This window comes from Acerihabitans arboris, from assembly GCF_010131535.1.
GTDB lineage: Bacteria > Pseudomonadota > Gammaproteobacteria > Enterobacterales > Enterobacteriaceae > Acerihabitans > Acerihabitans arboris.
This window is the reverse complement of the sequence record NZ_WUBS01000004.1, coordinates 282,908-308,769: the sequence shown is the minus strand read 5'-3', so window position 1 is coordinate 308,769 and position 25,862 is coordinate 282,908. Positions and strand designations below refer to the sequence as shown.

22 protein-coding genes, 1 tRNA gene and 1 pseudogene are annotated in these 25,862 nt (G+C 54.5%); 8 read left to right on the top strand and 16 right to left on the bottom strand.

What is annotated here, in order from left to right:
* Nucleotides 1–12: 12 nt before the first annotated feature.
* Genes fliI through fliF form a run of 4 tightly spaced genes read right to left on the bottom strand, consistent with a single transcriptional unit; the run spans nt 13 to nt 4,748 of the window.
* Complete coding sequence (gene fliI, locus GRH90_RS07530; protein WP_162365321.1) at nt 13–1,371, bottom strand: flagellar protein export ATPase FliI; 1,359 nt, start codon at nt 1,369–1,371, stop codon at nt 13–15.
* The gene (gene fliH / locus GRH90_RS07525) at nt 1,371–2,060 is read right to left on the bottom strand and encodes a flagellar assembly protein FliH (protein WP_162365320.1); all 690 of its coding nucleotides are present in this window, start codon (nt 2,058–2,060) and stop codon (nt 1,371–1,373) included. The genes fliI and fliH overlap by 1 nt, the downstream gene beginning before the upstream one ends.
* Nucleotides 2,053–3,045, bottom strand: coding sequence for a flagellar motor switch protein FliG (gene fliG, locus GRH90_RS07520; protein WP_162365319.1), 993 nt, complete (start codon nt 3,043–3,045; stop codon nt 2,053–2,055). Before fliG ends, fliH begins: the two co-directional genes overlap by 8 nt.
* Nucleotides 3,042–4,748 (bottom strand): flagellar basal-body MS-ring/collar protein FliF, encoded by a 1,707-nt coding sequence (fliF, locus tag GRH90_RS07515; RefSeq protein ID WP_162365318.1) that lies wholly within the window; start codon nt 4,746–4,748, stop codon nt 3,042–3,044. The genes fliG and fliF overlap by 4 nt, the downstream gene beginning before the upstream one ends.
* A 234-nt stretch (nt 4,749–4,982) precedes the next feature.
* Between fliF and fliE the strand changes: the two genes are divergently transcribed.
* The gene (gene fliE, locus GRH90_RS07510; protein WP_162365317.1) at nt 4,983–5,294 is read left to right on the top strand and encodes a flagellar hook-basal body complex protein FliE; all 312 of its coding nucleotides are present in this window, start codon (nt 4,983–4,985) and stop codon (nt 5,292–5,294) included.
* A gap of 32 nt (nt 5,295–5,326) precedes the next feature.
* Here the strand turns inward: fliE and GRH90_RS26195 are convergent.
* Both GRH90_RS26195 and GRH90_RS26500 read right to left on the bottom strand, forming a co-directional pair.
* Nucleotides 5,327–5,608 (bottom strand): annotated as a pseudogene (locus GRH90_RS26195) (site-specific integrase); the annotation flags it as partial.
* Between the two features lie 1,326 nt (nt 5,609–6,934).
* Complete coding sequence (locus GRH90_RS26500; RefSeq protein ID WP_281352733.1) at nt 6,935–7,069, bottom strand: hypothetical protein; 135 nt, start codon at nt 7,067–7,069, stop codon at nt 6,935–6,937.
* A gap of 181 nt (nt 7,070–7,250) precedes the next feature.
* On the opposite strand from GRH90_RS26500, the gene GRH90_RS07505 reads away from it, so the two are divergent.
* A complete protein-coding gene (locus GRH90_RS07505) occupies nt 7,251–7,481 on the top strand; it encodes a hypothetical protein (RefSeq protein WP_218586227.1) in 231 nt (76 codons plus the stop codon).
* 30 nt (nt 7,482–7,511) lie between these two features.
* On the opposite strand, the gene GRH90_RS25895 is transcribed toward GRH90_RS07505, so the two are convergent.
* The 5 genes from GRH90_RS25895 to fliD form a co-directional block, all read right to left on the bottom strand.
* Complete coding sequence (locus GRH90_RS25895; RefSeq protein ID WP_178113055.1) at nt 7,512–7,673, bottom strand: YnfU family zinc-binding protein; 162 nt, start codon at nt 7,671–7,673, stop codon at nt 7,512–7,514.
* 145 nt (nt 7,674–7,818) lie between these two features.
* The gene (locus GRH90_RS07500; RefSeq protein ID WP_178113054.1) at nt 7,819–8,073 is read right to left on the bottom strand and encodes a CsbD family protein; all 255 of its coding nucleotides are present in this window, start codon (nt 8,071–8,073) and stop codon (nt 7,819–7,821) included.
* Between the two features lie 280 nt (nt 8,074–8,353).
* On the bottom strand, nt 8,354–8,743 hold the full coding sequence (gene fliT, locus GRH90_RS07495; RefSeq protein ID WP_162365315.1) for a flagellar protein FliT: 390 nt from the start codon (nt 8,741–8,743) through the stop codon (nt 8,354–8,356).
* A gap of 135 nt (nt 8,744–8,878) precedes the next feature.
* Nucleotides 8,879–9,268: a flagellar export chaperone FliS gene (gene fliS / locus GRH90_RS07490; RefSeq protein ID WP_162365314.1), complete on the bottom strand. Its 390-nt coding sequence runs from the start codon at nt 9,266–9,268 to the stop codon at nt 8,879–8,881.
* A gap of 41 nt (nt 9,269–9,309) precedes the next feature.
* Nucleotides 9,310–10,737, bottom strand: a complete 1,428-nt coding sequence (gene fliD, locus GRH90_RS07485; RefSeq protein WP_162365313.1) for a flagellar filament capping protein FliD — start codon at nt 10,735–10,737, stop codon at nt 9,310–9,312.
* Nucleotides 10,738–11,020: 283 nt separating this feature from the next.
* Here fliD and GRH90_RS07480 point away from each other — a divergent pair, with 283 nt between their 5' ends.
* From GRH90_RS07480 to fliZ, 3 genes are all read left to right on the top strand, one after another.
* The gene (locus tag GRH90_RS07480; RefSeq protein ID WP_162365312.1) at nt 11,021–12,109 is read left to right on the top strand and encodes a FliC/FljB family flagellin; all 1,089 of its coding nucleotides are present in this window, start codon (nt 11,021–11,023) and stop codon (nt 12,107–12,109) included.
* Nucleotides 12,110–12,339: 230 nt separating this feature from the next.
* Entirely contained in the window at nt 12,340–13,062 is a 723-nt protein-coding gene (locus tag GRH90_RS07475) for an RNA polymerase sigma factor FliA (RefSeq protein WP_162365311.1), read from the top strand.
* A gap of 169 nt (nt 13,063–13,231) precedes the next feature.
* Nucleotides 13,232–13,741: a flagella biosynthesis regulatory protein FliZ gene (gene fliZ / locus GRH90_RS07470; protein WP_162365310.1), complete on the top strand. Its 510-nt coding sequence runs from the start codon at nt 13,232–13,234 to the stop codon at nt 13,739–13,741.
* 66 nt (nt 13,742–13,807) lie between these two features.
* Here the strand turns inward: fliZ and putA are convergent, their stop codons facing one another.
* Nucleotides 13,808–17,755: a trifunctional transcriptional regulator/proline dehydrogenase/L-glutamate gamma-semialdehyde dehydrogenase gene (gene putA, locus GRH90_RS07465; RefSeq protein WP_162365309.1), complete on the bottom strand. Its 3,948-nt coding sequence runs from the start codon at nt 17,753–17,755 to the stop codon at nt 13,808–13,810.
* A gap of 811 nt (nt 17,756–18,566) precedes the next feature.
* Here putA and phoH point away from each other — a divergent pair.
* On the top strand, nt 18,567–19,358 hold the full coding sequence (gene phoH, locus GRH90_RS07460; RefSeq protein ID WP_178113067.1) for a phosphate starvation-inducible protein PhoH: 792 nt from the start codon (nt 18,567–18,569) through the stop codon (nt 19,356–19,358).
* A gap of 163 nt (nt 19,359–19,521) precedes the next feature.
* Here the strand turns inward: phoH and GRH90_RS07455 are convergent.
* The 4 genes from GRH90_RS07455 to GRH90_RS07440 form a co-directional block, all read right to left on the bottom strand.
* Nucleotides 19,522–19,611, bottom strand: a tRNA-Ser gene (locus GRH90_RS07455).
* A 374-nt stretch (nt 19,612–19,985) separates the two neighbouring features.
* Nucleotides 19,986–20,789 (bottom strand): ATP-grasp fold amidoligase family protein, encoded by an 804-nt coding sequence (locus GRH90_RS07450; protein WP_281352737.1) that lies wholly within the window; start codon nt 20,787–20,789, stop codon nt 19,986–19,988.
* 13 nt (nt 20,790–20,802) lie between these two features.
* Nucleotides 20,803–22,125, bottom strand: a complete 1,323-nt coding sequence (locus GRH90_RS07445) for a flippase (protein ID WP_162365307.1) — start codon at nt 22,123–22,125, stop codon at nt 20,803–20,805.
* A 340-nt stretch (nt 22,126–22,465) separates the two neighbouring features.
* Complete coding sequence (locus GRH90_RS07440) at nt 22,466–23,281, bottom strand: winged helix-turn-helix domain-containing protein (RefSeq protein WP_162365306.1); 816 nt, start codon at nt 23,279–23,281, stop codon at nt 22,466–22,468.
* Between the two features lie 965 nt (nt 23,282–24,246).
* Between GRH90_RS07440 and ghrA the strand changes: the two genes are divergently transcribed.
* Both ghrA and GRH90_RS07430 read left to right on the top strand, forming a co-directional pair.
* A complete protein-coding gene (ghrA, locus tag GRH90_RS07435) occupies nt 24,247–25,188 on the top strand; it encodes a glyoxylate/hydroxypyruvate reductase GhrA (protein WP_162365305.1) in 942 nt (313 codons plus the stop codon).
* Between the two features lie 95 nt (nt 25,189–25,283).
* Nucleotides 25,284–25,835 (top strand): TorD/DmsD family molecular chaperone, encoded by a 552-nt coding sequence (locus GRH90_RS07430; protein ID WP_162365393.1) that lies wholly within the window; start codon nt 25,284–25,286, stop codon nt 25,833–25,835.
* The last annotated feature ends 27 nt before the right edge of the window (nt 25,836–25,862 follow it).

Genomic DNA, 25,862 nt, shown 5'->3' with positions numbered 1-25,862 from the left:
CCGTTAACCGGCTTAACTGAATAATCCCTGCAATTGCTCGCAGGCTGGCAAATATTCGCAGCGTTGATGCATGTCCTGCTGTAAAAATGCCTCGATGGCCGGATATAGCGCGATGGCGCGATCGAGCTGCGCATCGCTGCCGGCGGCGTAGGCGCCGACGCTGATTAAATCCCGGTTGCGCTGGTAGCGCGACAGCAACTGCTTGAACTGCCTGACCAGCGTTTCCTGCGCCGCCGGCACGATGGCGGTCATGGCGCGGCTGATCGACGCTTCAATGTCGATGGCCGGATAGTGGCCGGCCTCGGCCAGTTGGCGCGACAGCACGATATGACCGTCGAGAATGGCGCGCGCGGCGTCGGCGATGGGGTCTTGCTGATCGTCCCCCTCGGTCAGCACGGTATAAAACGCGGTGATGGAACCGCCGCCGCTAATGCCGTTGCCGGCGCGTTCCACCAGCGCGGGCAGCCGGGCGAAAACCGATGGGGGATAGCCTTTGGTGGCCGGCGGCTCGCCGACCGCCAGGGCAATTTCACGCTGCGCCATGGCGTAGCGGGTCAAAGAATCCATGATCAGCAGGACATGGCTGCCGCGATCGCGGAAATCCTCGGCGATGCGGGTGGCATAAGCGGCGCCCTGCATGCGCAGCAGCGGCGAAACGTCCGCCGGCGCGGCAATCACCACCGAACGCGCCAGTCCCTCCTGGCCGAGGATATTATCGATAAAATCCTTCACTTCGCGACCGCGCTCGCCGATAAGACCCACCACGATCACATCGGCCCTGGTATAGCGCGCCATCATGCCCAGCAGCACGCTTTTGCCCACGCCGGAACCGGCGAACAGCCCCATGCGCTGGCCGCGGCCGACGGTGAGCAGGGCATTGATGGTGCGCACGCCGACGTCGAGCACATCGTAAATCGGCGTACGCTGCAGCGGATTGACCGGCGCGGTGTTCAGCGACGCGCGATAACCGGTGTCCGGTGGCGGCAATCCGTCCAGCGGCCTGCCGCTGCCGCCCAGCACGCGGCCAAGCAAAGCGGTGCCCAGCGGCAGCTGCTTGCCGTTCTGGCCGCCGGCGCGCTTGCGGGCGTAGACCCGCGCGCCCGGCACTATGCCTTCCACTTCCTCGAGCGGCATCAGGAACAGCTTATCGCCGTTAAACCCCACCACTTCACAATCGATTTCCTCGATGCCGCCGTCGCCCTGTCGCTCGATCAGGCAAGGCGCGCCCAGGGGCAACTGCAGGCCGGTCGCTTCCATAATCAGGCCGGTGGCGCGGGTCAGCCTGCCGTAATGCCGCACCGACGGCGTGGCGGACAAGCGCTGTTCCAGCGAGTCCAGCGAGTCCAGCCAACGGCCCAGGCGGGTGGTCATTACAATTCTCCCGGCGCGGCCAGGCGGCACAGCTCATGCCAACGGGTGGCGAGGCTGGCGTCGAGATCGCCTTCCGGCGAGGTGACCTTACAGCCGCCGGGATGCAGTTCGTCGTCGGGGATGACGCGCCAGCCGTGCAATTTTAGCGTCGCGCCCAAATGTTGTTCCACCAGGGGCACCAGCGTCGGATGCACCCGTAGCTGGGGTTTCCCGCCCAGTAACGGCTCTTGCTGCATTAAACGCTGGATCTGGCGCAGCATGGCCTCGCCGCCGCCGGCCGGTTCCTGGCCCAACACCTGCCTGGCGGCGGTCAGCGCCAGCTGCGCCAGCCGCTCGGCCATCACGCTGTCAAGCGTGTCGAGGGTATGCTGGAATTCGTTGACCAGCATTTGCAATTGGGCGACGGCCGGCTGCTGGTCGCGTTGTATCTGCAGCCGTCCTTCCTCCTGCCCGGCGCGCAGCCCGTCCTGGTAGCCTTCCTGCTGTCCCTGTTTAACGCCTTCGGCATAACCGCTGCGATGCGCTTCCTGTTTGGCCTGATTGCGCAGCGCGTTAAGGGCCGACTGTTGTATCTGCGCGTCGTCCGTCCTGGCATCCACTGCGTCCGGCAGCGGCGCCGGCGGCACGGGGCAGGCCAGATCGGTTAATGCCCAAGGGCGCCAGGGTAAATGGTTAAATGCATCAGACATAGGTATCCTCGCCGCCACCGATGGCCATTTCGCCGCTTTCCGCCAGGCGGCGGACAATCAGCAAGATCGCCTTCTGTTCGTTCTCCACCTGCGACATCCGAACCGGCCCGCGGGTGGCCAAATCGTCGCGCAGGATCTCGGCCGACCGCTGCGGCATATTGCGCAGGAACTTTTCGCGCAACGGCGGCTGGGCATTTTTCAAGGCAATCAGCAGGGATTCCGATTCCACTTCCTGCAGCAGACGCTGGATACTGCGGTCGTCCACTTCCACCAGGTTTTCGAACAAAAACATTTCATCGATGATTTTTTGCGCCAGTTCATGGTCGTAGCCGCGCACCGCCTCGATAACTGATTCTTCCTGCTGGGTTTTCATCAGGTTGATAATCTCGGCAGCGGTGCGCACGCCGCCCATTTTACTGCGTTTAAGGTTCTGGCCGTCGAGCAGGCCGTTCAGCACTTCGGTCAGCTCCGCCAGCGCGGCCGGCTGCACGCCGCCAAAGGTGGCGATGCGCAGCATGACGTCGTTGCGCAGTTTTTCCTCGAACAAGGCAAGGATATCGGCGGCCTGCGAGCGCCGCAGGTGGACCAGGATGGTGGCGATAATCTGCGGATGTTCTTCGTGGATCAAATCCGCCGCGTTCTGCGGCTCCATAAAGTTGAGGGTTTCCATCCCGGTGGTGGTTTCGCGGGTTTCGAGGATGTCTTCCAGCAGGCTGGAGGCGCGTTCCTCGCCCAGGGCCTTGATCAGCACCGAGCGTAAAAAATCACCGGCGTTGAGGCTGAGCGCGGCATATTGTTCGGAATCAGCCTCGAACTCTTTCAGCACCTCCAGCAGCTCCTGCTGCGACGTCTGGTGCATATTGGCCATGGCGCTGCTTAACTGCTGCACTTCCCGGGCCGACAGGTGCTTGAACACCTCCGCCGCCCGGTCCTCGCCAAGGGTCATCAGCAACACGGCGCTTTTTTCGGTTCCGGTCATGCTCATTGTTCGGTACTCATCCACTGGCGGATAACTAACGCCACGATACGGGGATCCTGATCGGTGATATCGCGGATCCGTTGGCTGCGGGCCTCGGTGTTTTCCCGTTGCTGCGCTCGTTTTTGTTCATCTTGCTGATCGCGGCTAAGCCTGACGACCACATCCTCGACGACCGGGGCGGCCGGGGCCGCCGCCGGCGTCTCGGGTTTCACCCGCAGCAGCGGTTTCACCAGTTTGCGCCACAGCAACCATCCCGCCAGCAGCACCAGCAGCCAGCGCCCGGCGGTTAACAGGCCGTCGAAGAACGCCGCCTGTTGCCAGAACGGCAGCACGCCGCCGTTGTCGTCGGTGGTGACGAACGGCGCGTTCACCACGTTGAGGCTGTCGCCGCGATCGGTGGAGAACCCCATCGCCTCGCGGGTTAAATCCTCAATCTGCTTAATCTGGTCCGGCGTAAGCGGCGTGCCGGGTTTGCCGGCTTCACCGGGCAGGTAGTTCACTACTACCGCCACCGATAAACGCTGCAGGTTGCCCTCGCTGCGTTTGACATGGACCACCTTGTGATCCAGCTCGTAATTGATGGTTTCATCATGACGGGTGTTGGACGGCGTGGCGGCGGTGCGGGCCTGCGCGGTATTGGCATTTTGCCCGGTGGCGCCGGCGCGGGCGCCGGGCGCCGCGGTCTGGCCGTTGGTGTTGGTGACCGGCGGCTTGTCAATTGGCGCGGTAGCAGCCGGCGCCGGCTGGTTGGATAACGCGCCGGGCACGCCGCCCAGCGGCGAACCGCCCAACTGCTCGCTTTGGGCGACCTGTTTGGACCGAATCGCCGAGTTATCATCCCGCCCGTTGGGCTGGTACTGTTCTTCCGTCTGCTCGTGGCTGTCGAAATCGATTTGCGCCGTCACCTGCGCATGCACGTTGGCGCCGCCGACCATCGGCGCCAGGATGGTTTCGATGCGCCGCTGGTAGCGATTTTCCAGTTCACTGTTAAATTTAAGCTGCGTTGCGTTCAGCGCGCGGCCGTTGGCGTCGGCCTGGGTCAATAAATGCCCCTGCTGATCCAGTACCGTGACGCTGGCGGGAGGCAAACCGGCCACGCTGCTGGAGATCATATAGACAATGGCGTTAACCTGGCCGTCATCCAGCGCCCGGCCCGGCTGCAGGTTCAGGGTTACCGAGGCGGACGGGTTTTTCTGTTCGCGCACAAACAGCGACGGCTTCGGCAGCGCCAAATGGACCCGGGCCGACTGTACCGGCCCCAGGGTTTCAATGGTGCGCGCCAGCTCGCCTTCCAGCGCCCGCTGGTAATTGATCTGTTCGCTGAACTGGCTGATGCCGAATTTTTCCTGATCCAGCAGCTCAAATCCCACCGAACTGCCTTTCGGCAGGCCGAGGCTGGCCAGCTTCAGGCGGGTTTCGTGCACCGATTCGCTGGGCACCAGCACCGCCGTGCCCTGTTCGGCGAAACGATAGGGAATATTCATCTGGGTCAGCTGCGCGACGATATCGCCGCCGTCGCGATCGCCGATATTGCTGTACAGCACACGATAATCAGGGCTTTTCGCCCATAACGCCAGGACCACCACCACGGCTATCGCGGCGGCGGCGGCCACGGCCGCGGCTATTTTTGGATGGCTGCGCAGGCGCTCCAGCATCGGCATGAACGGGTTCTTGCCCGGTCCGGTAGAACCGTTTTTAACCGTACTCATCGCAATATTCCGCCAAGAGTCAAAGGGTGGGGCTTAATAGCTGATAACAAAACACTCTCCCTGCTGTGCTTAACGGGCGTAGCCGGCGGTCATCTTATAAATGTGGGTGCCATTATTTGCCTTTAGCAACACAATCGATGGCTGAAATAACCGGGTGTTTTAGCGTTATTTAGCGCCTTAGGATGGTTGAAGTTCTGATAGGGTAGCGTTCACCATAAAAATCGAGGAAATGTCATGGCCATTCAGGGTATCGAATCAGCGGTCCAACAATTGCAGCTTGCCGCCAGAGCCGCGGGCGGCGTGAGTGAAACGCAGGACTCCGGCGGCGATTTTGCCGGCATGCTCAGCGCGTCGCTGGCTAAAATCAGCGATACGCAAAACCAGGCCCGCGTCCAGTCCGAAGCGTTCGCCACCGGCAACTCGGCGTTGGGATTGAACGATGTGATGGTTGATCTGCAAAAATCATCCATATCCTTGCAAACCGGCGTGCAGGTCAGGAATAAATTAGTGTCGGCCTATCAGGAAATGATGAATATGTCAGTGTAGTGTTAAGATGCTGATATTAAACAGTATTAGTCTTATGCTGTTCCTCTGTGGGGCATGGGTGGGGCAACAGACGACAATTTCTGATTTAGCAGCGTGACCTGCTCCTCGTTGTTTTCTGGCATCCAGTCGCCGTAAACAGTGAAAACCCTCTGTGCCGATGCGTGGTCCATTTGCGCAGCGATGAATGAGGGGTTGGCGCCGGCCGCGATTGACCAACATGCATAAGTATGTCGCGATTGGTAGGCATTTCTGCGGCGTACTCGGCTCTTCCGCAATGCGGCGTCCCATGTTTGGCCTAACGACGACACGGCGTAACTCGTGTTGTCCTGCGCGTGGATATCCGCCGCATCTGGGGCAGGGGATGGAAGACTATCGACTCGGGCCAGCGCAGATGGACGCGTTACATGCTGAGCATCTTGGTACGTGTCGGGCGACATCGTTTCTAACCGGGAACAGTTCTATTGACTCCAACCAAATCCGCACGTTAAGGAATTTGCCGTTCCCGCCGCGGTGACTGGCCTCACCATTGTTATATCAGGGTCTCGGGCAATGAGTATTGCTCAAATTGGCCTATTTGAAATAGCTGGAGTATAAGATGCGATCCAAATCAGGTATAACGTTAAACAACCCAAATCTGCCAGATGAAGAGTATAGTTAATTTATCAAGCCTGGTTGGAAGTATTAGTACCGCCGCCGTACCTCATGCCGGGTTTGGATAATTCGTAAACTGCGCTTCCTCAGGATTCCTTTCGGTGGCAAACACTGCCGGAAGTTAAATTAATCTGTCAATTTCGTTTACTGGCTCATGGATTGTTCAAACGATACAAATAAGCACTTCGGCAATAAACCGGATCACGAGCGCTGGCGCTGTTACAACCTTGGCCATTGTTGGCAAAACAAAATCAACGATACCCATTTACATTAACGGCATGCCGAGTACCAGTATGTCAACCATAAAAAAATGGCATGACTGGCACTATTGGATTGATGGCTTTATATAATACTGTTTATGACACGGTAACTTGCGCTAGTTTAATGGACAAGGTATCTGGTGTTATGTCGTCACGCGGCGCTATTATTTCGTGGCTTTACTGCGCTACCGATCCCAGTCGGCATGCAGCCAAATCGCGATCGTGCCCATACTGGAAAAAAACATCACATCACCCCATTTAGTAAAGCTGGTGGTGACAGAAACGACCGATACAGCCCCGGAAAATTGAATCAAATAACGCCGGATCACTATTGTGGTCCATGAGGGTATTGTATGTATGTTATTCTTTTTATTGAGGTTGTGAAGAAAAGCATGGATAAATTATTCTTAAGTATCCCCACACGTCCGCTTTGTCAGCAAAACTAAATTCGCCCGCCGCTCCAGTATCAATGCCATTAAACCAATCAACGCGTAATACTATAATGAGCTAAATAAAGAAGCGGGCCAGGGTAGGCCCGAAATTGATAAACAACCGAGTGCGAGAGCAGGCTAGCGGAGCGGTAATGCTTGCAAAACCCTGGCCTCGATAGATGTGGAATAAGCCATAGTATTGATGATGCTCTACTTATTTTCATTCTTTTCTATTATAGCTATCAACCAGCTCATTTGTCGCATTATTGTCATGTCTGTATTAATCTTTTCCCCTACCTCAAAATTTAGCCATTGCAATAGCCACCGCAAAGTTATCTATACGCTCAAACGCCTCTTCAATATCATGTTCTTTTTCTTTTAGAAATTCATCAAACACGCGCATCATAGGTGTTACCGCTGGATCATTACGCATCCCTTCCAATGTAATCCAATATTATTAGTGCCTGTGGAGGAATTATGCGCAGATATTTTAAAAATCCAGTTTTATCACTCATATCATGAATATGTCGGTATAGCGGCACTGCTTGCCGTCATGCCCCGTTGCCGCGGCTTTTCTTCCCACGTTCATTTCTCTGCAATATTACGCCGGCAAAATGGATAAGAAAGAATGGGAGGTGGTGATGACAATACCGGCAGAGGCGTTGCGGCAGACCCATGATACGGTAAGTCTGTTGATAGGCCAGGCCAGCCTGGCGCTGCATCGGCGGGGCGCAAGAATCCATCCGGGCGCTATCGTGACCTACCTGGCCGCCGAGCAGGAGCGGGAGCATGATGAAATCCGGCGTTTTTTTATCGGTGTGGCGATAGGCCTGCTCAGGGTATAGCGCGGTGATTATTTATCGGGAGGCTTAGGTCTATTTGTCTTTCGGCAGGAAATAGTGGCCGCATTTCGGGCAGACTAAGGTGATGTTTTTGCGCACTTTCAGAGCGGGTTGCTGGGTAACGTAACCGCATTCCGGGCACGTGACTTTAACTGAGGTACTGCCGAACGCCTTAAGCGCATCAAAGATAGACATAATTATCGCCGCGGCTATGGTGAAAAGGTAATGATACCACTTCGCCATCGGTATAGCTCTTGCTGCTTTTGTTATCACGGGCTTAACGCAACACCGGGCAATCGTCTGTTACAGCCTGCCATCGCCCGGCGTCGACCGGTCAGGGCTAGCGACGGCGATGACCTATAATTTTAGCTAATAGAAACCCCACGCCGCTGGCAATAAGCAATGCCGGAATAGGGTCGCTTGCGGTTTTTTCTTTAATCTGGTCAATACAATCGTTCACGCTGTAGGACGCCTGCGCGGCGCGTTTGCGCAGTTTTCCTTCCAGGTGCAACGCGTTGTCACCGGTGGCGCGGCCAAATTCTTCCTGGCCTTTACCCGCAATTTCTTCTGCTTTATCTTTGGCTTTATCAAACATTGTTATCGTCCTTATTGAGTGTCTACCTACTTAATATAGGCGAAAATGTCGATATTTCCTGTTATCGGGGATTGGGTCATTTTTTTAAGAACATTCCAAACCAACACCCGCTCACCCACATTGTCCCGCTGGCGGACCGCGCATGGCGCCTTACGCAAGAGAACGGTGAAAAAACGGTTAACTGGCGCTTTGCGGGTTAGGCTGGCCTGCATGGTTGCAGCCAGCCCAGCAGTTTGTCAGTGGAACGTGGGGCATGCCGGAAGACTGGCGTTGTTCTCCGTCACTCGGAAGTTTGTTTTTTTATTTCACCGGGCAGCATTGAACCGTGATCGGAAAACTTATGATAAGTCGAATTAATTGATTGCTGACGATTGGATTGGCTGATTAAATCCCTCAACTGGTTAAGCCGGGCCTGCAGCAACTGATTAACTTCATTTTCGTTTTGCAGTAAATGTTGTAATATCGTGGTGATTTTATCCTGGATTACGATCGGCAGGGTGGTTACCTGCCCGGCATTGAGTTCGGCAATTTTAGCCACGGCATGAACATATTTTTCTTCAATATATATCAAGGTGTCCCATTCTGATTGACGAGCCATTAACAGCATATTCTCGCTAAGCGTAAGTATCTGCTGATAATGGGCTAAAAGGGAAGGGCAAGCATCCATCATGGCTATCCTAATCGGTATTTGACGTATACAGTGGGTTAATCCTGCTCATTTTCTAGCTGCTTTATCACACACCTTGAAGTGTCGGGATAACCATTCTGAGAAATATAACCTGTGAAGGTAATAAAACCATTATCGCTAGGGCTGGGCATTGTCCGGTGATATATGCCGCCAGGCATCGGCTATTTCAGCCAATAATTGGCGAATGTTAGTTAATAGATCACGATCGTTGTGTAAGTTAACCTGAATCAGCTGACGGCAGAAGTAGTCATAAAGATCGGACAGGTTTTGGCTTAGCTCGCCGCCTTTTTCCATGTCCAACCCCATCTTGAGCCCATTACCGATGATTTCAATCGCTTTTGATATCGCATTCCCCTTGCCGGGGATATTTCCCTGTTCCAGGCAGATATCCGCCTTGGCCAGGGCGCTAAGCGCCCCGTCGAATAACAAGGTAATCAATTTATGCGGGCTCGCGCTCATAACGCTGCTCTGCAAACCGACCATGGCATAAGCCTGTGAACCGTACATTGTCAATTTCCTTTACTGTCATTGATCACGCTTGTTATTGATTAACTGCTGCTGCTGGCGCTGATGGCGTCAAACTGCTGGGTCAGGTAGTCGCTGGTGCTGTTTAACGACGCCACCAGCACATCCAGGGCGGTAAACTGTTTTTTATAACGAGCGACAACGGTATCGATACTGTTTTGCACCTGGGTGTACTGGTCGCCCAGCTTGTCGAGAATCGAGTCTATATTATCGCTGGCGTCGCTTATCGTGCCATCGTCGTCCGTGAAGGCATGGACTACCGACGAGAGCTGGGTGGCAAGGCCGGTAGTTTTGCCGTCACCGACAAAAAAGTCCGACACCGCGGTTGGGTTATCCGCCAGGTTTTTCACCAGGGTCGCTTCGTCGGTGGTCAGGGTACCGTCTTTATTCAGCGTAACGCCCAACTGGTTAAGCACCTGGAACGTATCGCTGCTCTGGGCGGAGCTGACCAGGTTCTTGATCTGGGATTTTACCGATCTGAGCACGCTATCGCCTAACAGCGCGCCGTTGCTGGTGTCCTGATCTTCACCGCTGGTCACGGCGGTATAGCTGCTCAGCGTATCAAAAGTGGTCAGCAGGGTGTTGTAGGCCGACACCCAATCTTCCACGGCCTTGGTCGAACTGGTGGCGCTTTGGCGGATAATCAGGTTTTGCGTGGAGCTGGTGGTGGACGTCAGTGTCAGGGTAACGCCCTGCGGCACGTCGCTGATGGTATTGCTGCTGCGTTCCACCGCCGTGCCGTTTACCGTGAGCTTGGCATTTTGCGCCGCAACGGACTCCGACATGCCGCTGGTGTAGGTACTGTCCGCGTCGGCCTCGGTGCTGCTGTAGCCGATGATGCCGTTAAGCGTATCGTCGCCGGTGACGCTGATATTCATTTCCGACGTTTCACCGGTGCTGTCCGATTGGATTACCAACTGATAGCTGCTGTCGCCGGACTGGATGATACTGGCGGTGACGCCGGCCTTGGCGCCGTTGATGGCGTCGCGCACGCCGGCCAGGGTGGTTTGGGCGTCGGTCAGGCTGACGCTTACCGCGGTGGCGGTGCCGACCTGGATGCTGATACTCCGGTCGGTGCTGCCGCTGGTGCCGATAAGCGAGGTGGTATCGCTGAACGTTTGGCTGGAGGTCAATGACTGGGCGGCGGCCAACTGGGTAACGCTGATGCTGTAACTGCCGCTGACCGCGTCGGCGTCGACCTCGGTGGTGAACGCGTCATGGGTGCTGGCCACTTTTTCCGTGAAGACCGAACTGTCGGTCAGGGCTTCGGTGGCGGTGGTAAAGGTTTCCAGCGCGCTGGTCAGAGTACCGTAGGCGGTGAGCTTGGCGTTATAGCTGGTCTGCTTGTCGGTAATCGGCGTGAGCCGCTTTTCTTCATTGGTCGTCAGCGTATCCAGTAAAGTGCTTAAATCCAGATTCGAGCCGACGCCTAAGGAACTGATTGTTGCCATGATAACTCCTCTAATAGTGCACGGTAGGCGAAGCGGTTATCGGCACGAAAGGCCAAAAGCTTATCTTATTTTTTTATAAGCCATGGCGCGAAAGGACAGATGAATAGGCGGCTATTCAGCTCATAGGCGCTTTTGCCGACGCCGGAAAGCGAGATATAAAAATTTTTAGCTAAAGGTTGTCAGGCCCACGCCGATACAAGGGGGGACGGTCATTCATGCCCAAGGGCGAAAATGCCCGATTTAATTTAACCAGTCCTGACGCACGCTTAAAAGGAATATACTCATGGCTCAAGTCATTAATACCAATAGCATTTCGCTGATCGCCCAGAACAACCTGAACAAATCTCAGTCTTCCCTGAGCACCGCTATTGAGCGTCTGTCATCCGGCCTGCGCATCAACAGCGCCAAGGATGATGCCGCCGGCCAGGCGATCTCCAACCGTTTCACGTCCAACATCAACGGCCTGACCCAGGCGTCAAGCAACGCCAACGACGGCATTTCTCTGGCGCAGACCACTGAAGGCGCGCTGGATGAAGTGAATGATAACCTGCAGGCCATCCGTACCCTGACCGTACAGTCGCAAAACGGCACCAACAGCGCCAGCGACCTGCAGTCCATCCAGGACGAAATCAGCCAGCGCCTGGATGAAGTCAACCGTATCTCCGAACAGACCCAGTTCAACGGCGTGAGCGTGCTGGACGGCAGCAAGAGCTCCGTGTCCATCCAGGTTGGCGCCAACGACGGCCAGACCATCACCATCGATCTGCAGGCCATCAATACCTCTACCCTGGGCCTGGATAAATTTAACGTCGACGGCCCTTCGGGCACCACTACCGCCGTCGCCACAGATGGCACCGCCAAGTATAACAGTACGGCGATTACCGCTGTTTCCCTGAAGGATTCCGCCGGCGCCGCTGTTACGGGCACATTGCAAACCGACGCCAACGGTAACTATTTTGTTGATACCGGCGCAACTGATGCTTCGGGCGCGGAGACTTATTACAAACTAACCGCCAACGATATGTCAATCGACTCCACCACCGGCGCATTGACAGTAACCGTGGACAACAGCGCCGACAACACCACTACCGCTGCCACCACCGATCCGCTGACCACACTGGACAAAGCGCTGTCCACGGTCGACGACATGCGTAGCAACCTGGGTGCCGTGCAAAACCGTTTTGACTCCACCATCAACAACCTGTCCAGCACCACCAGCAACCTGAGCGAAGCGCAATCCCGTATCCAGGATGCCGACTATGCGACCGAAGTGTCGAATATGAGCAAGGCGCAGATCCTGCAACAGGCTGGCACCTCGGTTTTGGCCCAGGCCAACCAGGTTCCCCAGACCGTGCTGTCGCTGCTGCAATAATCCAGGCAACAACATTGGTTTAATCGAAACCCCGCGCGTCGGGGTTTTTTTCGCTAATAAACCCTCTTGGCGAACGGGACGGGAATAAGTGTAAGGTTAGCGTAAAGCCTGGTTAAGGAATGGTGACAAGGTATAAATAGAGGGGTATTTAAGTGACTATTCAGTCGATTGACCCGAACCGTTAACCGGATAATAACGGCGATAACAGGATCAATGTAGGGATGGTCATGGTGAGCGATCTGTATACTGCCACGGGCGTAATAGATAAACAGTCCCTATGGCAGCGCTATATTCCTTTGGTCCGCCACGAGGCCTTGCGATTACAGGTGCGGCTGCCGGCAAGCGTGGAGCTCGACGATCTGCTGCAGGCGGGGGGAATCGGCCTGCTTAGCGCGGTGGAACGGTACGATTGCCTGCAGGGCACGGCCTTCACCACCTATGCGGTACAGCGTATCCGCGGCGCCATGCTGGATGAACTACGCAGCCGCGACTGGGTGCCCAGGAGCGTGCGTCGCCACGCGCGTGAAGTGGCGCAGGCCATTCACCAGGCCGAACAACAGCTGGGCAGGATGGCCTCCGAACAGGAAGTGGCCCAGACGCTGGATATTACGCTGGCGGAATACCGGCAGATTTTGCTGGACACCAATAATAGTCAATTGTTTTCTTACGACGAATGGTGTGAAGATCACGGCGACAGTGCCGATAACCTAATGCCGGGACATGAAGACGCTAATCCGCTCCATTTATTAATGGAAGACAATCTGCGTGAAAGAGTTATCGAGGCGATTGACGGGTTACCTGAAAGGGAAAAAATGGTCCTGGTGCTCTATTATCAGGAAGAACTGAACCTGAAGGAAATTGGCGCGGTGCTGGAAGTAGGCGAATCGCGGGTGAGTCAATTGCACAGTCAGGCAATTAAACGTTTGCGGGCGCGCCTGAATAACGATCATTAAATCGGCTGCCCGGCGGTATTAATACGCACGCTTTCCAGCGCGCGTTAGCCGGGGACTACACACATTATAAGCTTGTTATATCGCGTTTTAATCGCGTTATTCACGGCACTATCAAAGCGCTATCCAACGCGCTACCAATAGCGCTATTCATAACACTAGGGAAAACGACATGTTAGCCAAAGTGGGAAAAAAACGGCCCCTCAGCCGTTACTTAAAAGATTTTAAGCACTGTCAAACCCATTGCTGCCAATGCGGCAAGCCGTTGGATCGTATGACGCTGGTGTTTCGCGGTCAGATTATCAATAAAGAAGCTATTGCCGGTATGGATCAGCTTATCGACGACACCGTCTGGCAAAGCCTGACTAAAGAACTGACGGCGCTATGCCGGTTCTGCAGCGTTATTTCCTGCAATAGCGAACCTAACTATTTTGATATCAAGGCGTTTAAGCAATATTTATTTGAACAGACGGCGATGAGTCACAGCACTATTCGGGAATATGTGGTGCGCCTGCGCCGGCTGGATGAAATATTGGCCGCCAGGAATTATCCCCATGATAAATTCGAGCATCCCACCGGTCCGCAAGCGCTGATTGAGGAGATTCCCGACGCTGGCCAAAGCAATTACCGCATCGCATTGCGTAAATACGATCAATATCTCCACTGGCAGCGTAATTTTTGAACACCCGGCCGGTTGCCCACACGTCGAATGATGACAGCGACGGTGGGCCGCAGCCTTGATATTATCTTACCCAATGGTCATCAGGCTGGCGTTGCCCCCCGCCGCGGCGGTATTAATGCTCACCGCCCGTTCCAGCAATAATCGCTCCAGCAAGATCGCGGTTTCGCCGCGCGCGTAGCCGTGCACCTGGATAATCCGCCCGGGGCGCCGCGCTATTTTGCCGCAGACCTCCAGCAGCCGATCCGAGTCGCCGTGGAACAGCACCGCGTCGAACGGATCCGCCGCCTCCAGCCAATCGGCATTAAGCAGGATACGCGCCCGCGCCTCCTCCGGCAGGCTGGCGAGCAGCGGGCGGGTCGGCGCAACATCCTGCCAGAGCGCCGTGGACCCGATGCTTAATACCGCCGCCAGCTGCGTCAGCAGGTCGTCCTCGTCCCCTGCCAGGCACAACACGCGTTCCCGCGGCAGCAGGCGATAGCTGTTCTGCTCGCCGGTCGGGCCGGCAAGCAACCTTACCGTCCCGGCCTGCGACAGGTCGCCAAAGCGCCGCAGCCGCTGCGTTTGTTCAGGGGGACGCTGCGTTTCGGCCCAGGCCATCAGCGCGTCATAGGCCGGCTGGGGCGCGCTCGGACTGTTCCCCGCGTCGTCGACATCGGCCAAACGTAGCGAATCGAGCGGTTCATCGGCGCGGCGTTGGGATAGCAGGCGATAAAGGTACAGCGGGCCGCCGGCTTTCGGACCGGTGCCGGACAATCCTTCGCCGCCAAACGGCTGCACGCCGACCACGGCGCCGACAATATTACGGTTGATATAACAGTTGCCCACCCGGGCCTGTTCAATCACCCGGTTAATGGTTTCGTTTATCCGGGTATGCAGGCCCAGGGTCAGGCCATAGCCGCCGGCGTTAATCTGCTCCAGCAGGGCGTTAAGGTCCCGCCTGCGGTAGCGGATCACGTGCAGCACCGGACCGAATATTTCCTTATCCAGCTGCGCTACGTTGTCCAGCTCAATCAGCGTGGGTGGGACAAAACTACCCAAGTCCCGCTGTTGACGCGCGCCGTCGAGGTTATAGGCGCCTTGCCACACCGGATGACCGGCCTCGCGCATGGCGGCGATATGATCCTCGATACCCTGTTTGGCCTGGGCGTCGATCACCGGACCGATATCGGTGGATAACAGTTGCGGGTCGTCCAGGCTGCACTGCGCCATGGCGCCGCGCAGCATCCGCAGCGTGCGGTCGGCCACCTCTTCCTGGATGCATAGCAACCGCAGCGCCGAACACCGCTGCCCGGCGCTGTCAAACGCCGAGGCGATGACATCGTTAACCACCTGTTCGGTCAGGGCGGATGAGTCGACGATCATGGCGTTAAGCCCACCGGTTTCGGCAATCAGCGGCACCGGCCGTCCCTGCGGGTCCAGCCTTTGCGCCAGCGTATTTTGTATCACGCGGGCGACGGAGGTGGAGCCGGTAAACATCACCCCGCGCACCCGCTCGTCGCCTACCAGCCATGCGCCGACGGTGTCGCCAAGGCCCGGCAGGAGGTGCAGCGCGCCAGGGGGAATGCCCGCCTCCAGCAGGATATTTATCGCCTGCGCGGCCACCAGCGGCGTTTGCTCCGCGGGTTTTGCCAGCACGCAGTTACCGGCGGCGAGCGCCGCCGCCACCTGGCCGGTAAAAATGGCCAGCGGGAAGTTCCAGGGGCTGATGCAGGCCACCGGCCCCAGCGGACGGCAGTCGTCGCGATCAAATACCGCGATTTGGCCTGCGTAATAGCGCAGGAAATCGGCCGCCTCGCGCACTTCGGCGATGGCGTTGGCAAAACTCTTGCCGGCCTCGCGAACCAACAGGCCGATAAGCGTCGGCATCCGTTGTTCCAGCAGTTCCGCCGCATGGCAGAGCATCGACGCCCGCTCGGTGGCGGGCGTGGCCGACCACATCGCGCCGTGGTGCTCCGCGCTGGTTATGGCCCGCGCTACGTCGTCGGCGGTGGCGTCACGGCACTCCCCGACGCTGTCCCTGCCGTCGGCCGGATTAAGCACCGGATGCCATGCGCCGCCGTCCTGCGGGGGCGTGCCGCTCGCCTGCGCGCGCCAGCGCTGGTGGGCGCTGTTGAGCAAGGCGCTGGAGAGCGAGGCGAGGCGATGTTCGTTAGCCAGATCGATACCGGCCGAATTAAGCCGGGGCGGCCCGTAAAGCTGTCGGGGCAGGGGAATGCCGGGATGGGGCAGGCCGACGCCGCCTTCCCGCTCGCCGATGGCCAGGGCGTCTTCCACCGGGTCGGCGACCAGAACGTCAAGGGATAGGGACGTATCGGCGATACGGTTGACAAATGAGGTATTGGCGCCGTTTTCCAGCAATCGTCGCACCAGATAGGCCAGCAGGGTTTCATGGGTGCCCACCGGGGCGTAGATGCGGCACGGGCGGTTAAGCTTGCCCTCGGCGGTTTTACCCACTACCTGGTCATACAACGGCTCGCCCATGCCGTGCAGGCATTGGAACTCATATTGCCCCGGATAATAATTCTGTCCGGCAAAATAATAGATGGCCGCCAGGGTCTGGGCGTTATGGGTGGCGAACTGCGGGTAAATATAATGGGGCACCGCCAGGAGCTTGCGCGCGCAGGCAAGATAGGCGACGTCGGTATACACCTTGCGGGTATAGACCGGATAGCCTTCCAGCCCGTCCACCTGCGCGCGTTTGATCTCACTGTCCCAATAAGCTCCTTTGACCAGGCGGATCATCAGGCGGCGCTGGCTGCGTTGCGCCAGATCGATCAGTTCGTCAATCACGTAGGGACAGCGTTTCTGATAGGCCTGGATCACGAAGCCGATGCCGTTCCATCCGGCGAGCGCCGGTTCAAAACACAGCCTGGACAAGAGGTCGAGGGAGAGCTCCAGCCGGTCGGCCTCTTCGGCATCGATATTAATGCCGATATCGTACTGGCGCGCCAATTGGGTCAATTCCAGCAGGCGGGGATACAGCTCGTTCATCACCCGCGCGTATTGCGACCTGGCGTAACGCGGATGCAGGGCGGAAAGCTTGATGGAAATGCCCGGTCCTTCATAGATGCCGCGTCCGTTGCATGCCTTGCCGATGGCATGGATGGCCTGCCGGTAGGACAGCAGGTAGGCCTGGGCGTCGTCTTCCGTCAGGGCGGCTTCGCCCAACATGTCGTAGGAGTAGCGAAAGCCGCGTTGCTCCAGCCGGTGGGCGTTGGCCAGCGCCTGGCCGATATTTTCGCCGGTGACAAACTGCTCGCCCATCAGCCGCATGGCCATGTCCACGCCTTTGCGGATCAGCGGCTCGCCGCTTTTAGCGATAACACGGTTAAGCGAGCGCGACAGGCTGGCCTCGTTATGGGTGGCCACCAGCCGTCCGGTAAACAGCAGTCCCCAGGTGGCGGCATTGACAAACACCGACCGGCTACGGCCTATATGGGTCTGCCAGTTGCCCTGGCTGATTTTATCGCGGATCAGCGCATCGCGGGTGGATTTATCGGGCACGCGCAGCAACGCCTCCGCCAGGCACATTAACGCTACGCCTTCTTGTGACGACAGGGAAAACTCCTGTAAAAAGCCCTGGACCATGCCGGCGCGGCCGCCCGCGTTTTTTTGATTACGCAGCGTTTCGGCCAACCGGCGCGCCAGCTGGTTGATTTGCACCGTTGTCGCGGGATGGCGAGCCTGTTCAATCAGCAACGGCACGGCTTCGGTTTCCGGCCGCCGCCATGCGGCGGTGACGGCGGCGCGCAATACCGACTGCGGCAGGACCTGCCCGGCAAACGCCAGAAACGGCTGGCGTCCGTCAGCCGCCGGCGGCGCCATCGAGTCATGGCCGCCGGCGGCGGGCGCAATGGGCGGCGGCGTGGCGGTACCCTGTTCCAGTTCATCAAGGTAATGGAAAATAGCGTGTTTAATCAACCAATGCGGGGTGCGATCGATCCGCCGCGCCGCGTTTTTAATCCGTTCCCGGGCGGCATCGTCAAGCTTTACCCCCAGCGTAGTGGTACCCATCGCGAATTCCCCGGCGACCCTGTGAGATATCACTATCGCCAATGTTGCAACTAAGTGCAACCGGGTTAATAAACAATTAACTTATGGTTAAATCGGGGGCGTGTTATTGCCCTGCGCTTGGGGTGAAACGGCGCGCTGCCGCGTCGCGGGATGTCCGGTTTTAGCTTAGCCAAGGGTAATAGGGAGTTAATTTGTAATAAATGATGTTTTTTATCCCGTGCGTTCTTTTTCAAGCGCAGCGGGAAAAATCCCGCCGCCCGGGTTAATATCGGCATTGAATAAGGTCGGAGAATTTATATTGTATTGTTTTTAACCAGGCAAGCGTAACGGCCTCTGCTTATTATTTGTCCGATCGCTAAAAAAAATATTGCATTCGGACAGCAAATTGTAGCAATGTCATTATACTGAAGACATCAAGCGCTAGTTCAGAAAGTTGTTCAGATGCGAAATTCTAAACCTCACTGCGGGGATCGCTAATGACAGTGTCCTTTTATGGGCTGATGGCAATACCAGGTTCTATAGCAATCGCCACCGGAACGTTCGGCGGTTGTAATTTCAACACTCTGTTTCCAACTTCGTTTTTGCCGACCGGCAATGTTAGTGTTCTCTGCTGTTCCACACTTTTTCGCTATTTTCCACCCGATGCGCATCCCGCCGCGTCCGTATTGTCCACGCGGACTCACCGGGCTATGTCATCTTATCTCATGGCTATTATTGGCTTTAAAGGAAGCCACAACCTCATCTGAATGTGAAGCGTAATCACCAGGCCCGCGCCTGAGTGAATGGTGAAACAAACTGTAAGGTGCCACTTATGGGAAGACAAAAAGTAGTGATCAAAGCTCGTCGCGAAGCTAAACGCGTTATCCGGCGTGAATCACGCAATCACAAAATGCGTGAAGAGGACTCGGTCACTTCTCTTGTTCATATGAGCGGGATTGAATCGATAGGCATGGCGCGCGACAGTCGCGACACCAGGTTAATTGAGGCACGTAATGAAGTCCAGGAAGCTTACTTAACAGCCATTGAGACTAAACAGTTAATTTTTGCAACCGGCGAGGCGGGGTGTGGCAAAACCTTCCTTAGCGCCGCCAAGGCGGCAGATGCGTTAATCCACAAAGAGGTTGAACGTATTATCGTCACCCGGCCGGTATTACAGGCCGACGAGGATCTGGGTTTCCTGCCCGGAGATATCGCTGAAAAATTCGCCCCTTATTTCCGACCGGTTTATGATATTTTGCTGCGCCGGCTGGGATCGTCTTTTATGCAATATTGCCTGCGACCGGAAATCGGCAAAGTGGAGATCGCGCCTTTCGCGTATATGCGCGGACGGACATTTGAAAATGCGGTGGTTATTCTGGATGAGGCGCAGAATGTTACCGTTAACCAAATGAAAATGTTCTTAACCCGGCTGGGGGAAAATGTCACGGTGATCGTGAACGGTGATATTACCCAATGTGATTTGCCCAGAGGGGTAAAATCCGGACTGGCGGATGCACTGGAGAGATTTACCGAAGAGGACGAGATGATAGGCGTAGTGCGTTTTGGCAAACAGGACTGCGTGCGCTCGGCGCTATGCCAGCGAACGCTGAATGCCTACCGTTAACCCCTGCGGCTCGCGCGTACCGTCTAACTCGGCCGCCTGAGACGAAAAAAGCCCGGATAGCCATCCGGGCTTTTCTTTTCAGAGCAACGTATAACTCTATCTTATAATGATGCCTTACGACAACGTTCCGGCTCTGCGGCCAGGACGCTGACCTTATTAATTATGGCGGTGAGAGAGGGGTTCGAACCCTCGATACGATTTCTCGTATACACACTTTCCAGGCGTGCTCCTTCAGCCACTCGGACACCTCACCACGCTGTTAACCAAGGGTCAACGGGGCGGTACTATAGGGATTCGGCCCATTCCGGTCAAGTATAATTTATCACGGCTGCGCCGTTTGCTCAGGGTTTGAGCGTATCTGTGGTCCGGCGAAGATATTATTGGAATCCGGCCTGCCTGAGAGATTATACGGCGGCGGGGCAGGGAAGGGCTGGGCCGGTTATTTTCCGCGAGATTAAGCGAAATCCAAACGCTGTGGCAAATTAATCGTCGAAAAAGCGGGGAATAGCCGACCCGTTAGTTTAGTGCGGGTGTGCTATTCCCGTTCCGCGTGTAAACAGCATGGCAGCAGTAAAAAACGTGTTAATCACATTTTATTGTTATGGTCATTCGTTCAACGCCACAGCATCATTCGGTGAAAAAACTGCCCCATTGATGCTGCACATTTTCCGGATACATTTTGCACAGTCCCCCACCGGGAGTGAATGTTAACTCGCCAAAATACACATTGCCTTCGGCTTCATAAAAATCCACCCTGACATAATTGAAATCAGACGCCAGCCGTTTTGCCAGGGCCACCATTTCAGGCAGGTTCTTGGGCGCGGGCATCGGCGTGGGGTTATTAGGCAATCCCATCCGGATATCGGTCTTGTTCCAGTCGGTATCGAATACGTCGCGGCGATGCAGCCCAAAACGATCGTAGTCGACCTGGATAAAGATATGCATATCCCCCTGGCGGTTAAAACAGTGGAATTTAATATCGTTCGGGATGTGACCCTCATCCTGCAACAGGTGCTCTACCAGGATACAGGGCTGGATTTTTTTATAGTGCCTTTCCCTGCTCTTCTTATAATAATTGGTCTTAGTCCAGTAGCGGGTCAACGCGCTGAGCTGTTCAAAGGTGGTGTCGGATTTATCATGCACCACCAGGTTAAAGCCGGAGCCATGGTTGGCCTTGATAACAAACGCATCCGGCAGATTGGAATAAATCTCTGCCGTCAGTTCGCCAAAGACGGCGTGCAGTTTAATAAGATACTTTTCCCCAATGGTGTTGGCGATATACTCGCGCACCTTAAATTTATCCGCTAAATTGGTGTAGATAGTTTTAGGCCGAAAGTTTCTAATGGTGATTTTTTCACTAAAAGTTGTGGGCTGGGCAACATTAGGCCATTTTTTGAAAACGCGCGCATATTTTAATTGATGATATAACATGTCCGGTAACAAGTTAAAGGCTTGCCTGACGAGTGGATTTAACATAGTTTTGCACCTCAATTATAAATTTTGGAATACTTTTATAGGCACTGAACAGCTGGTAAGTGACTAACCCTTTTTTGAACATCGCATTGAGCACCAATAGTGATATGACTTCGGACAATAAGGTGGATAACGCCGCTCCTTTAATGCCAAAGAGCGGGATAAAGTGATAATTAAGACCAATGTTTAGTAATGCGATAACCGGCATCTTTAACGCGACGAAACGATAGCCGGAGTGCATCAGTATTATCCGATACGAAATGGTGCCCAATACGCTGCAAAGGGAAGTCAATCCACATATCAACAGGATAGATGCCGAATCCATAAACGCGTCGCCATAAATTAACTGTATGATATCCTTGCTGAAAAAACCTAAAGCCACGATCACCGGCGCGCAGAGCGCCAGCGTAATCATATAAAGCATACGCACCCGGTCGCCGGCTCTGCGGGCATCGCGCTCGCTGGCGATGGTGCTCATAAACGAGGTTATCAAAGCCATGGGAACCAGCACCCATCCCCCGCTTATTGCCAGAGCCGCGCTATAAATACCCACGGCATGGTAACCCATAAATTTTGCCAGCATTATCTGATCGATACGGGTATAGATCACTATTGCCAGGCTGGATATGGCCAGCGGGAAACCCACTTTGAGCAAATAAATATTATAAAAGGTACTGTATTTCGCTTTAAGCCTTCTTTTATGCCGCATGCCTTTAGCGCGCTGCTCCCGGCTAAACAGTATTTTTCTCACCATATAAGGAATAATACTTCGGACCGCCAGTGAAAATGCAAACCATATTAAACTCAACTGCAGCCAGGCGAACATCAGGTTGGTCGCCACGAATAGCACCAGCACCGAATTGTTGATCACCAGATTAACTTTGGATGCCAGGGTGGCATCGTAATACAGCTTATAGATGTCGCGTAAAGTAAAAAACGTCCCTGCTAACAGTACCAGCAATATCTCGGTATGTTCCAGGGGTAAAAAATAACAGGCCCAGGTAATAAGTCCAATGCTAAAAATGATGAATAGCATCAATTTCAATCGTAATGAGGCGATCATTAAATTCATGCCGCTGTGCGGCTTCTTCGCAATACGATTAAACAATACATTGTCGCTGCCCAGTTGTATAAAGGGCAATATCAGCGCAATAATAGACACTAAATAGCTTAATGTCCCGAAATTTTCAGGCCCTAAATAGCGGGCTATATACATTGCAGAAATGATGCCGGCACCGGCAAAGCAAAATTTCTCAAGTATGATCCACAATGAATTATAGATGATAGCTCGCATGATCCTCTTATGGGTAAAATTTTATGAAAATGCCATTCTCAATAGAGCTTTTAAACTTTACTTAGGAATGGAGGCCATAGGCTCTCATCCGAAATATAACTTTATCGAATAATCGAAAAATATAGCCTTATGGATATATGCGCAAATAAAAAAAAGTAAAATATTAAAGCAATGTTGAGTTTTATTTTATAAATCCATAACGCTTTAATGTGAAAACCATATTTCATCTTTATTTCATTTCACTTTATAGGCAGTATGAATTTTTTGAGGCAAAAAAAACCCGAATCATCATTCGGGCTCTTATTAAGAAGATCATCATAGCGGCGCTGACCAGGTAAGATTATTTATCGCCTAATGCCTGGCAATCAAAGGCGATGCCGTCGAATTTAACCGTCATGCTTTTACAGGAAAACGCATCGCTGGATGCGCTGTTATATCCCAATGGGCAGGTCAGCGTCACTGCGCTGACCTTGTTGAACCTGGCCAATTCCAGCGCATATGAGGCAAACGGGATCTTAATTGTTGAAAATAAATACATTATCAAAGGTGATAAAATAAAAAAAGCAAACAATCCCATCATGATTTTACTTTTTGTTTGAAGAATCCTTGCGGCAAAAGCGTAGGAAACATCTCTTAACGCATTCGATCTATTCACTGTGGTTTTAGCGATCGTCTTGGTTGTTCTTGAATGAGAGGGCAATGCCCAGATGGGTTGGCCGTAAATCTCGTCATCCAGGGGCGGGTTGTCCTGGATCCCGCTATCGTAGGCCGCTTTATTGCTGGATTCCGGTAGCTGTGGAGGCTGCTGAGGTAATGCCTCTGGCACGGCTTCGTCCAAGGACGCAGGATTAAATGAAATATTAACCATCTGTTTTTCCTCAATAATGTAGCCAATGCGAGGAATGGTTTTGATAATGTCATGGTTATCATCTCCCAACTTTTGACGTATCGATTTGATCGTCTGGTTAATGGTTGAATCCGAACAATAGGTTCCTTTCCATATCTGGTTGACCAGCTCAGCGCGCGTCACTACCGCAGGTGAATTCTGGATTAATAAATTGAGAATCTGATACTCTTTCCAGCGAAGTCGATTATGGATGTCGGGCGCAATTTTCACTTCAAGATGATTGATCGTGATGGGTTGTGTAAGTTTCATCTCCAAATACCTCAATAGTATTTTTTTTCTTATTGCATCACTGATGCGCACGTTACGCGCGATCATAAAATTTTCAAGATGTATAAAGGCCAACTGCCTGATATTTTATTTTTTTCATCCCCCACTTACCTGATCATATGTTCCTCCAATAGGTTGTTTTTACGTTTTGCAGAATGAGTCCATATAAACAATAGACGAGCTCTCAGATCTCGCGACGGTAATAATTCTGAATTTAAAAACAACAAATCATGACATCAGGCGCAAGTGAAATTAGCAAAGACTAATAGTTTAGGCATTTTGCTAGGGGTTTTTATAAAATTTCATCCTTTTCGCTTTTGCCGCGTTGAATAGAAACGCATTAACTTTAAACTTTTAATTGTAAATAACCAGCCTGTTAACCTAATCCCACACCGGCCCCAACGTAGCCCTCTAGGCGTTTACCGATAGTAAAACAGATAGGCTTATTGGACTTGGTATTGCCACTATTGTCTAAAGATCAGAACGTTATTTAAACGTAAACCGGTTCCGGACGAAGGTTCTAGAATAATTATTCATGCCGCCAGCCTTGCTGCGCCTTTTGGCGCAGGGTAACTAAGATATCGGCAATCCGGTGTTTCCTCCTTTCGCACAAGAAAATGGCTAACTTTTTTTACCGGACCAGGGTGCCGGTTAGCTTGAGATAATTCTTAGTGATTTCACTTTCCGTTGCGTAAATGTGAACATTTTATGTCATATCGTCCTGTAAAGGACTCCGTCGGACGGGGCTCTTAAGCACTAATTGTCAACGGCCGGCAAAAAATTGACTATAAATGTCGGCATGATTATTAGCCATTGCCGATTTTAGCAATGTGCTCGGGGCCAGACACGATTTCACGGCGCAGGCGCAAGATTGTTCTTTGCCCTCTCTGCCGGTATGTTAAATGCTTAGTTGTGAAAAAAGTTTGAAGATGAAAAGGTTTTGCACCATGAACATCATATTTTTTCACCCGGCGGAGAACGCTGCGGTGTGGCTGGACGGGTTGCGGCGGCGTTTGCCCGGCGCGCAGATAAGGCGGTGGCGGGAGGGCGATACTATGCCGGCCGATTATGCCCTGGTCTGGCATCCGCCCACCGGGATGCTGGCGGGCAGGACCGGACTGAAGGGCGTGTTTGCGCTCGGCGCCGGGGTGGATGCGCTGATGGACCAGCTGCGCCTCCATCCCCACATGCTGCCGGAAGATGTGCCGCTGCTGCGGTTGGAGGATACCGGCATGGCGCAGCAAATGGTGGAGTATGTTATTGCGGCGGTGCTGCGTTATTATCGCCGTTTGGATGAGTATGCCTTGCAGCAACGCCTGGGGGAATGGCGCGAACTGGCGATACCGGCTAAGGACGATTTTGTCATAGGCATTACCGGCGCCGGGGTATTGGGGCGCAAAGTGGCAATGGCCGTTAACGGCATGGGATTCCCGGTGCGTTGCTGGAGCCGGAGTGTGAAAGTTATCCCAGGCGTCATCAGCTTTGCCGGGCAGGAAGGGCTCGACGACTTTCTGTCAGGGGTGCAGGTACTGGTGAACCTGCTGCCCAATACGCCGCATACCACCGGCATCCTCGACGCGGCCCTGTTTGCGCGCCTGAATAAAGGCGCGTTTATCATTAATATTGCCCGTGGCGCGCATCTTGTGGAAAGCGACCTGCTTGACGCCATGGCGCAAGGGCATATCGCCGCGGCAACCCTGGATGTGAGCCGCCAGGAGCCGCCGCCGGCCGATCATCCCTTCTGGACATCGCCGCGCATTGCTTTTACTCCGCATATTGCCGCCATGACATTGCCGGAACTCGCCATGGACAGCATTGCCGACAATATCCGGCGCATTGAGAACGGACACCTTCCCCGCGGCCGGGTCGATCGCCATAAAGGGTATTAATGCCATTGCGCAAGCGGCCGTTTTATGACAAGGTCGGCGCCGGTTTTGGATTTTGCTGAATTGTATAAGTTGAACGACTGGAAACGGATAAAATGATGAATGATTTTTCCATGGTTTGCCGGGTGCTCGGTACGCTATTTTACCGACAGCCGCAGGATGCCATGCTGGCGCCGCTGATGTTGCTTATCGGCGAAGGCAAACTGGCGGCCCATTGGCCGCTGGAGCAGGATCCCCTGCTGGAACGCCTGCAGAAAAGCTGCGATCCGCAGGGCTTGGCCGCGGAATATCGTTTTCTGTTCTCGGGTGCCGGGGCGCAGGTATCGCCGCTGCGCTCCGCGTGGGTGACGGCGGATGACAGCGATATCGGGACGTTCCTGCGGCAGCTCGGCATGCCGGCCGGCGACGGCCCGGCGGATCACTTCGGCGCGCTGCTCCTGGCCGGCTCCTGGCTGGAAGATCACGCTCAACTGGATGAAACGCAGGCGCAACGCCAGCTGTTCGATTTCTATCTGTTGCCCTGGAGCGATCGTTTCCTGGGCAAGGTCGAAGCCTGCGCCACCGGTGACTTTTATCGGGTGCTGGCCATCATCTGCCGCGAGGCCCTTCAGGCGCTGCGTGAAGAGCTGGACGAAACCCCCGCCTGCTAGCGGAAGATCGCGCCCTGGCTCGCCAGG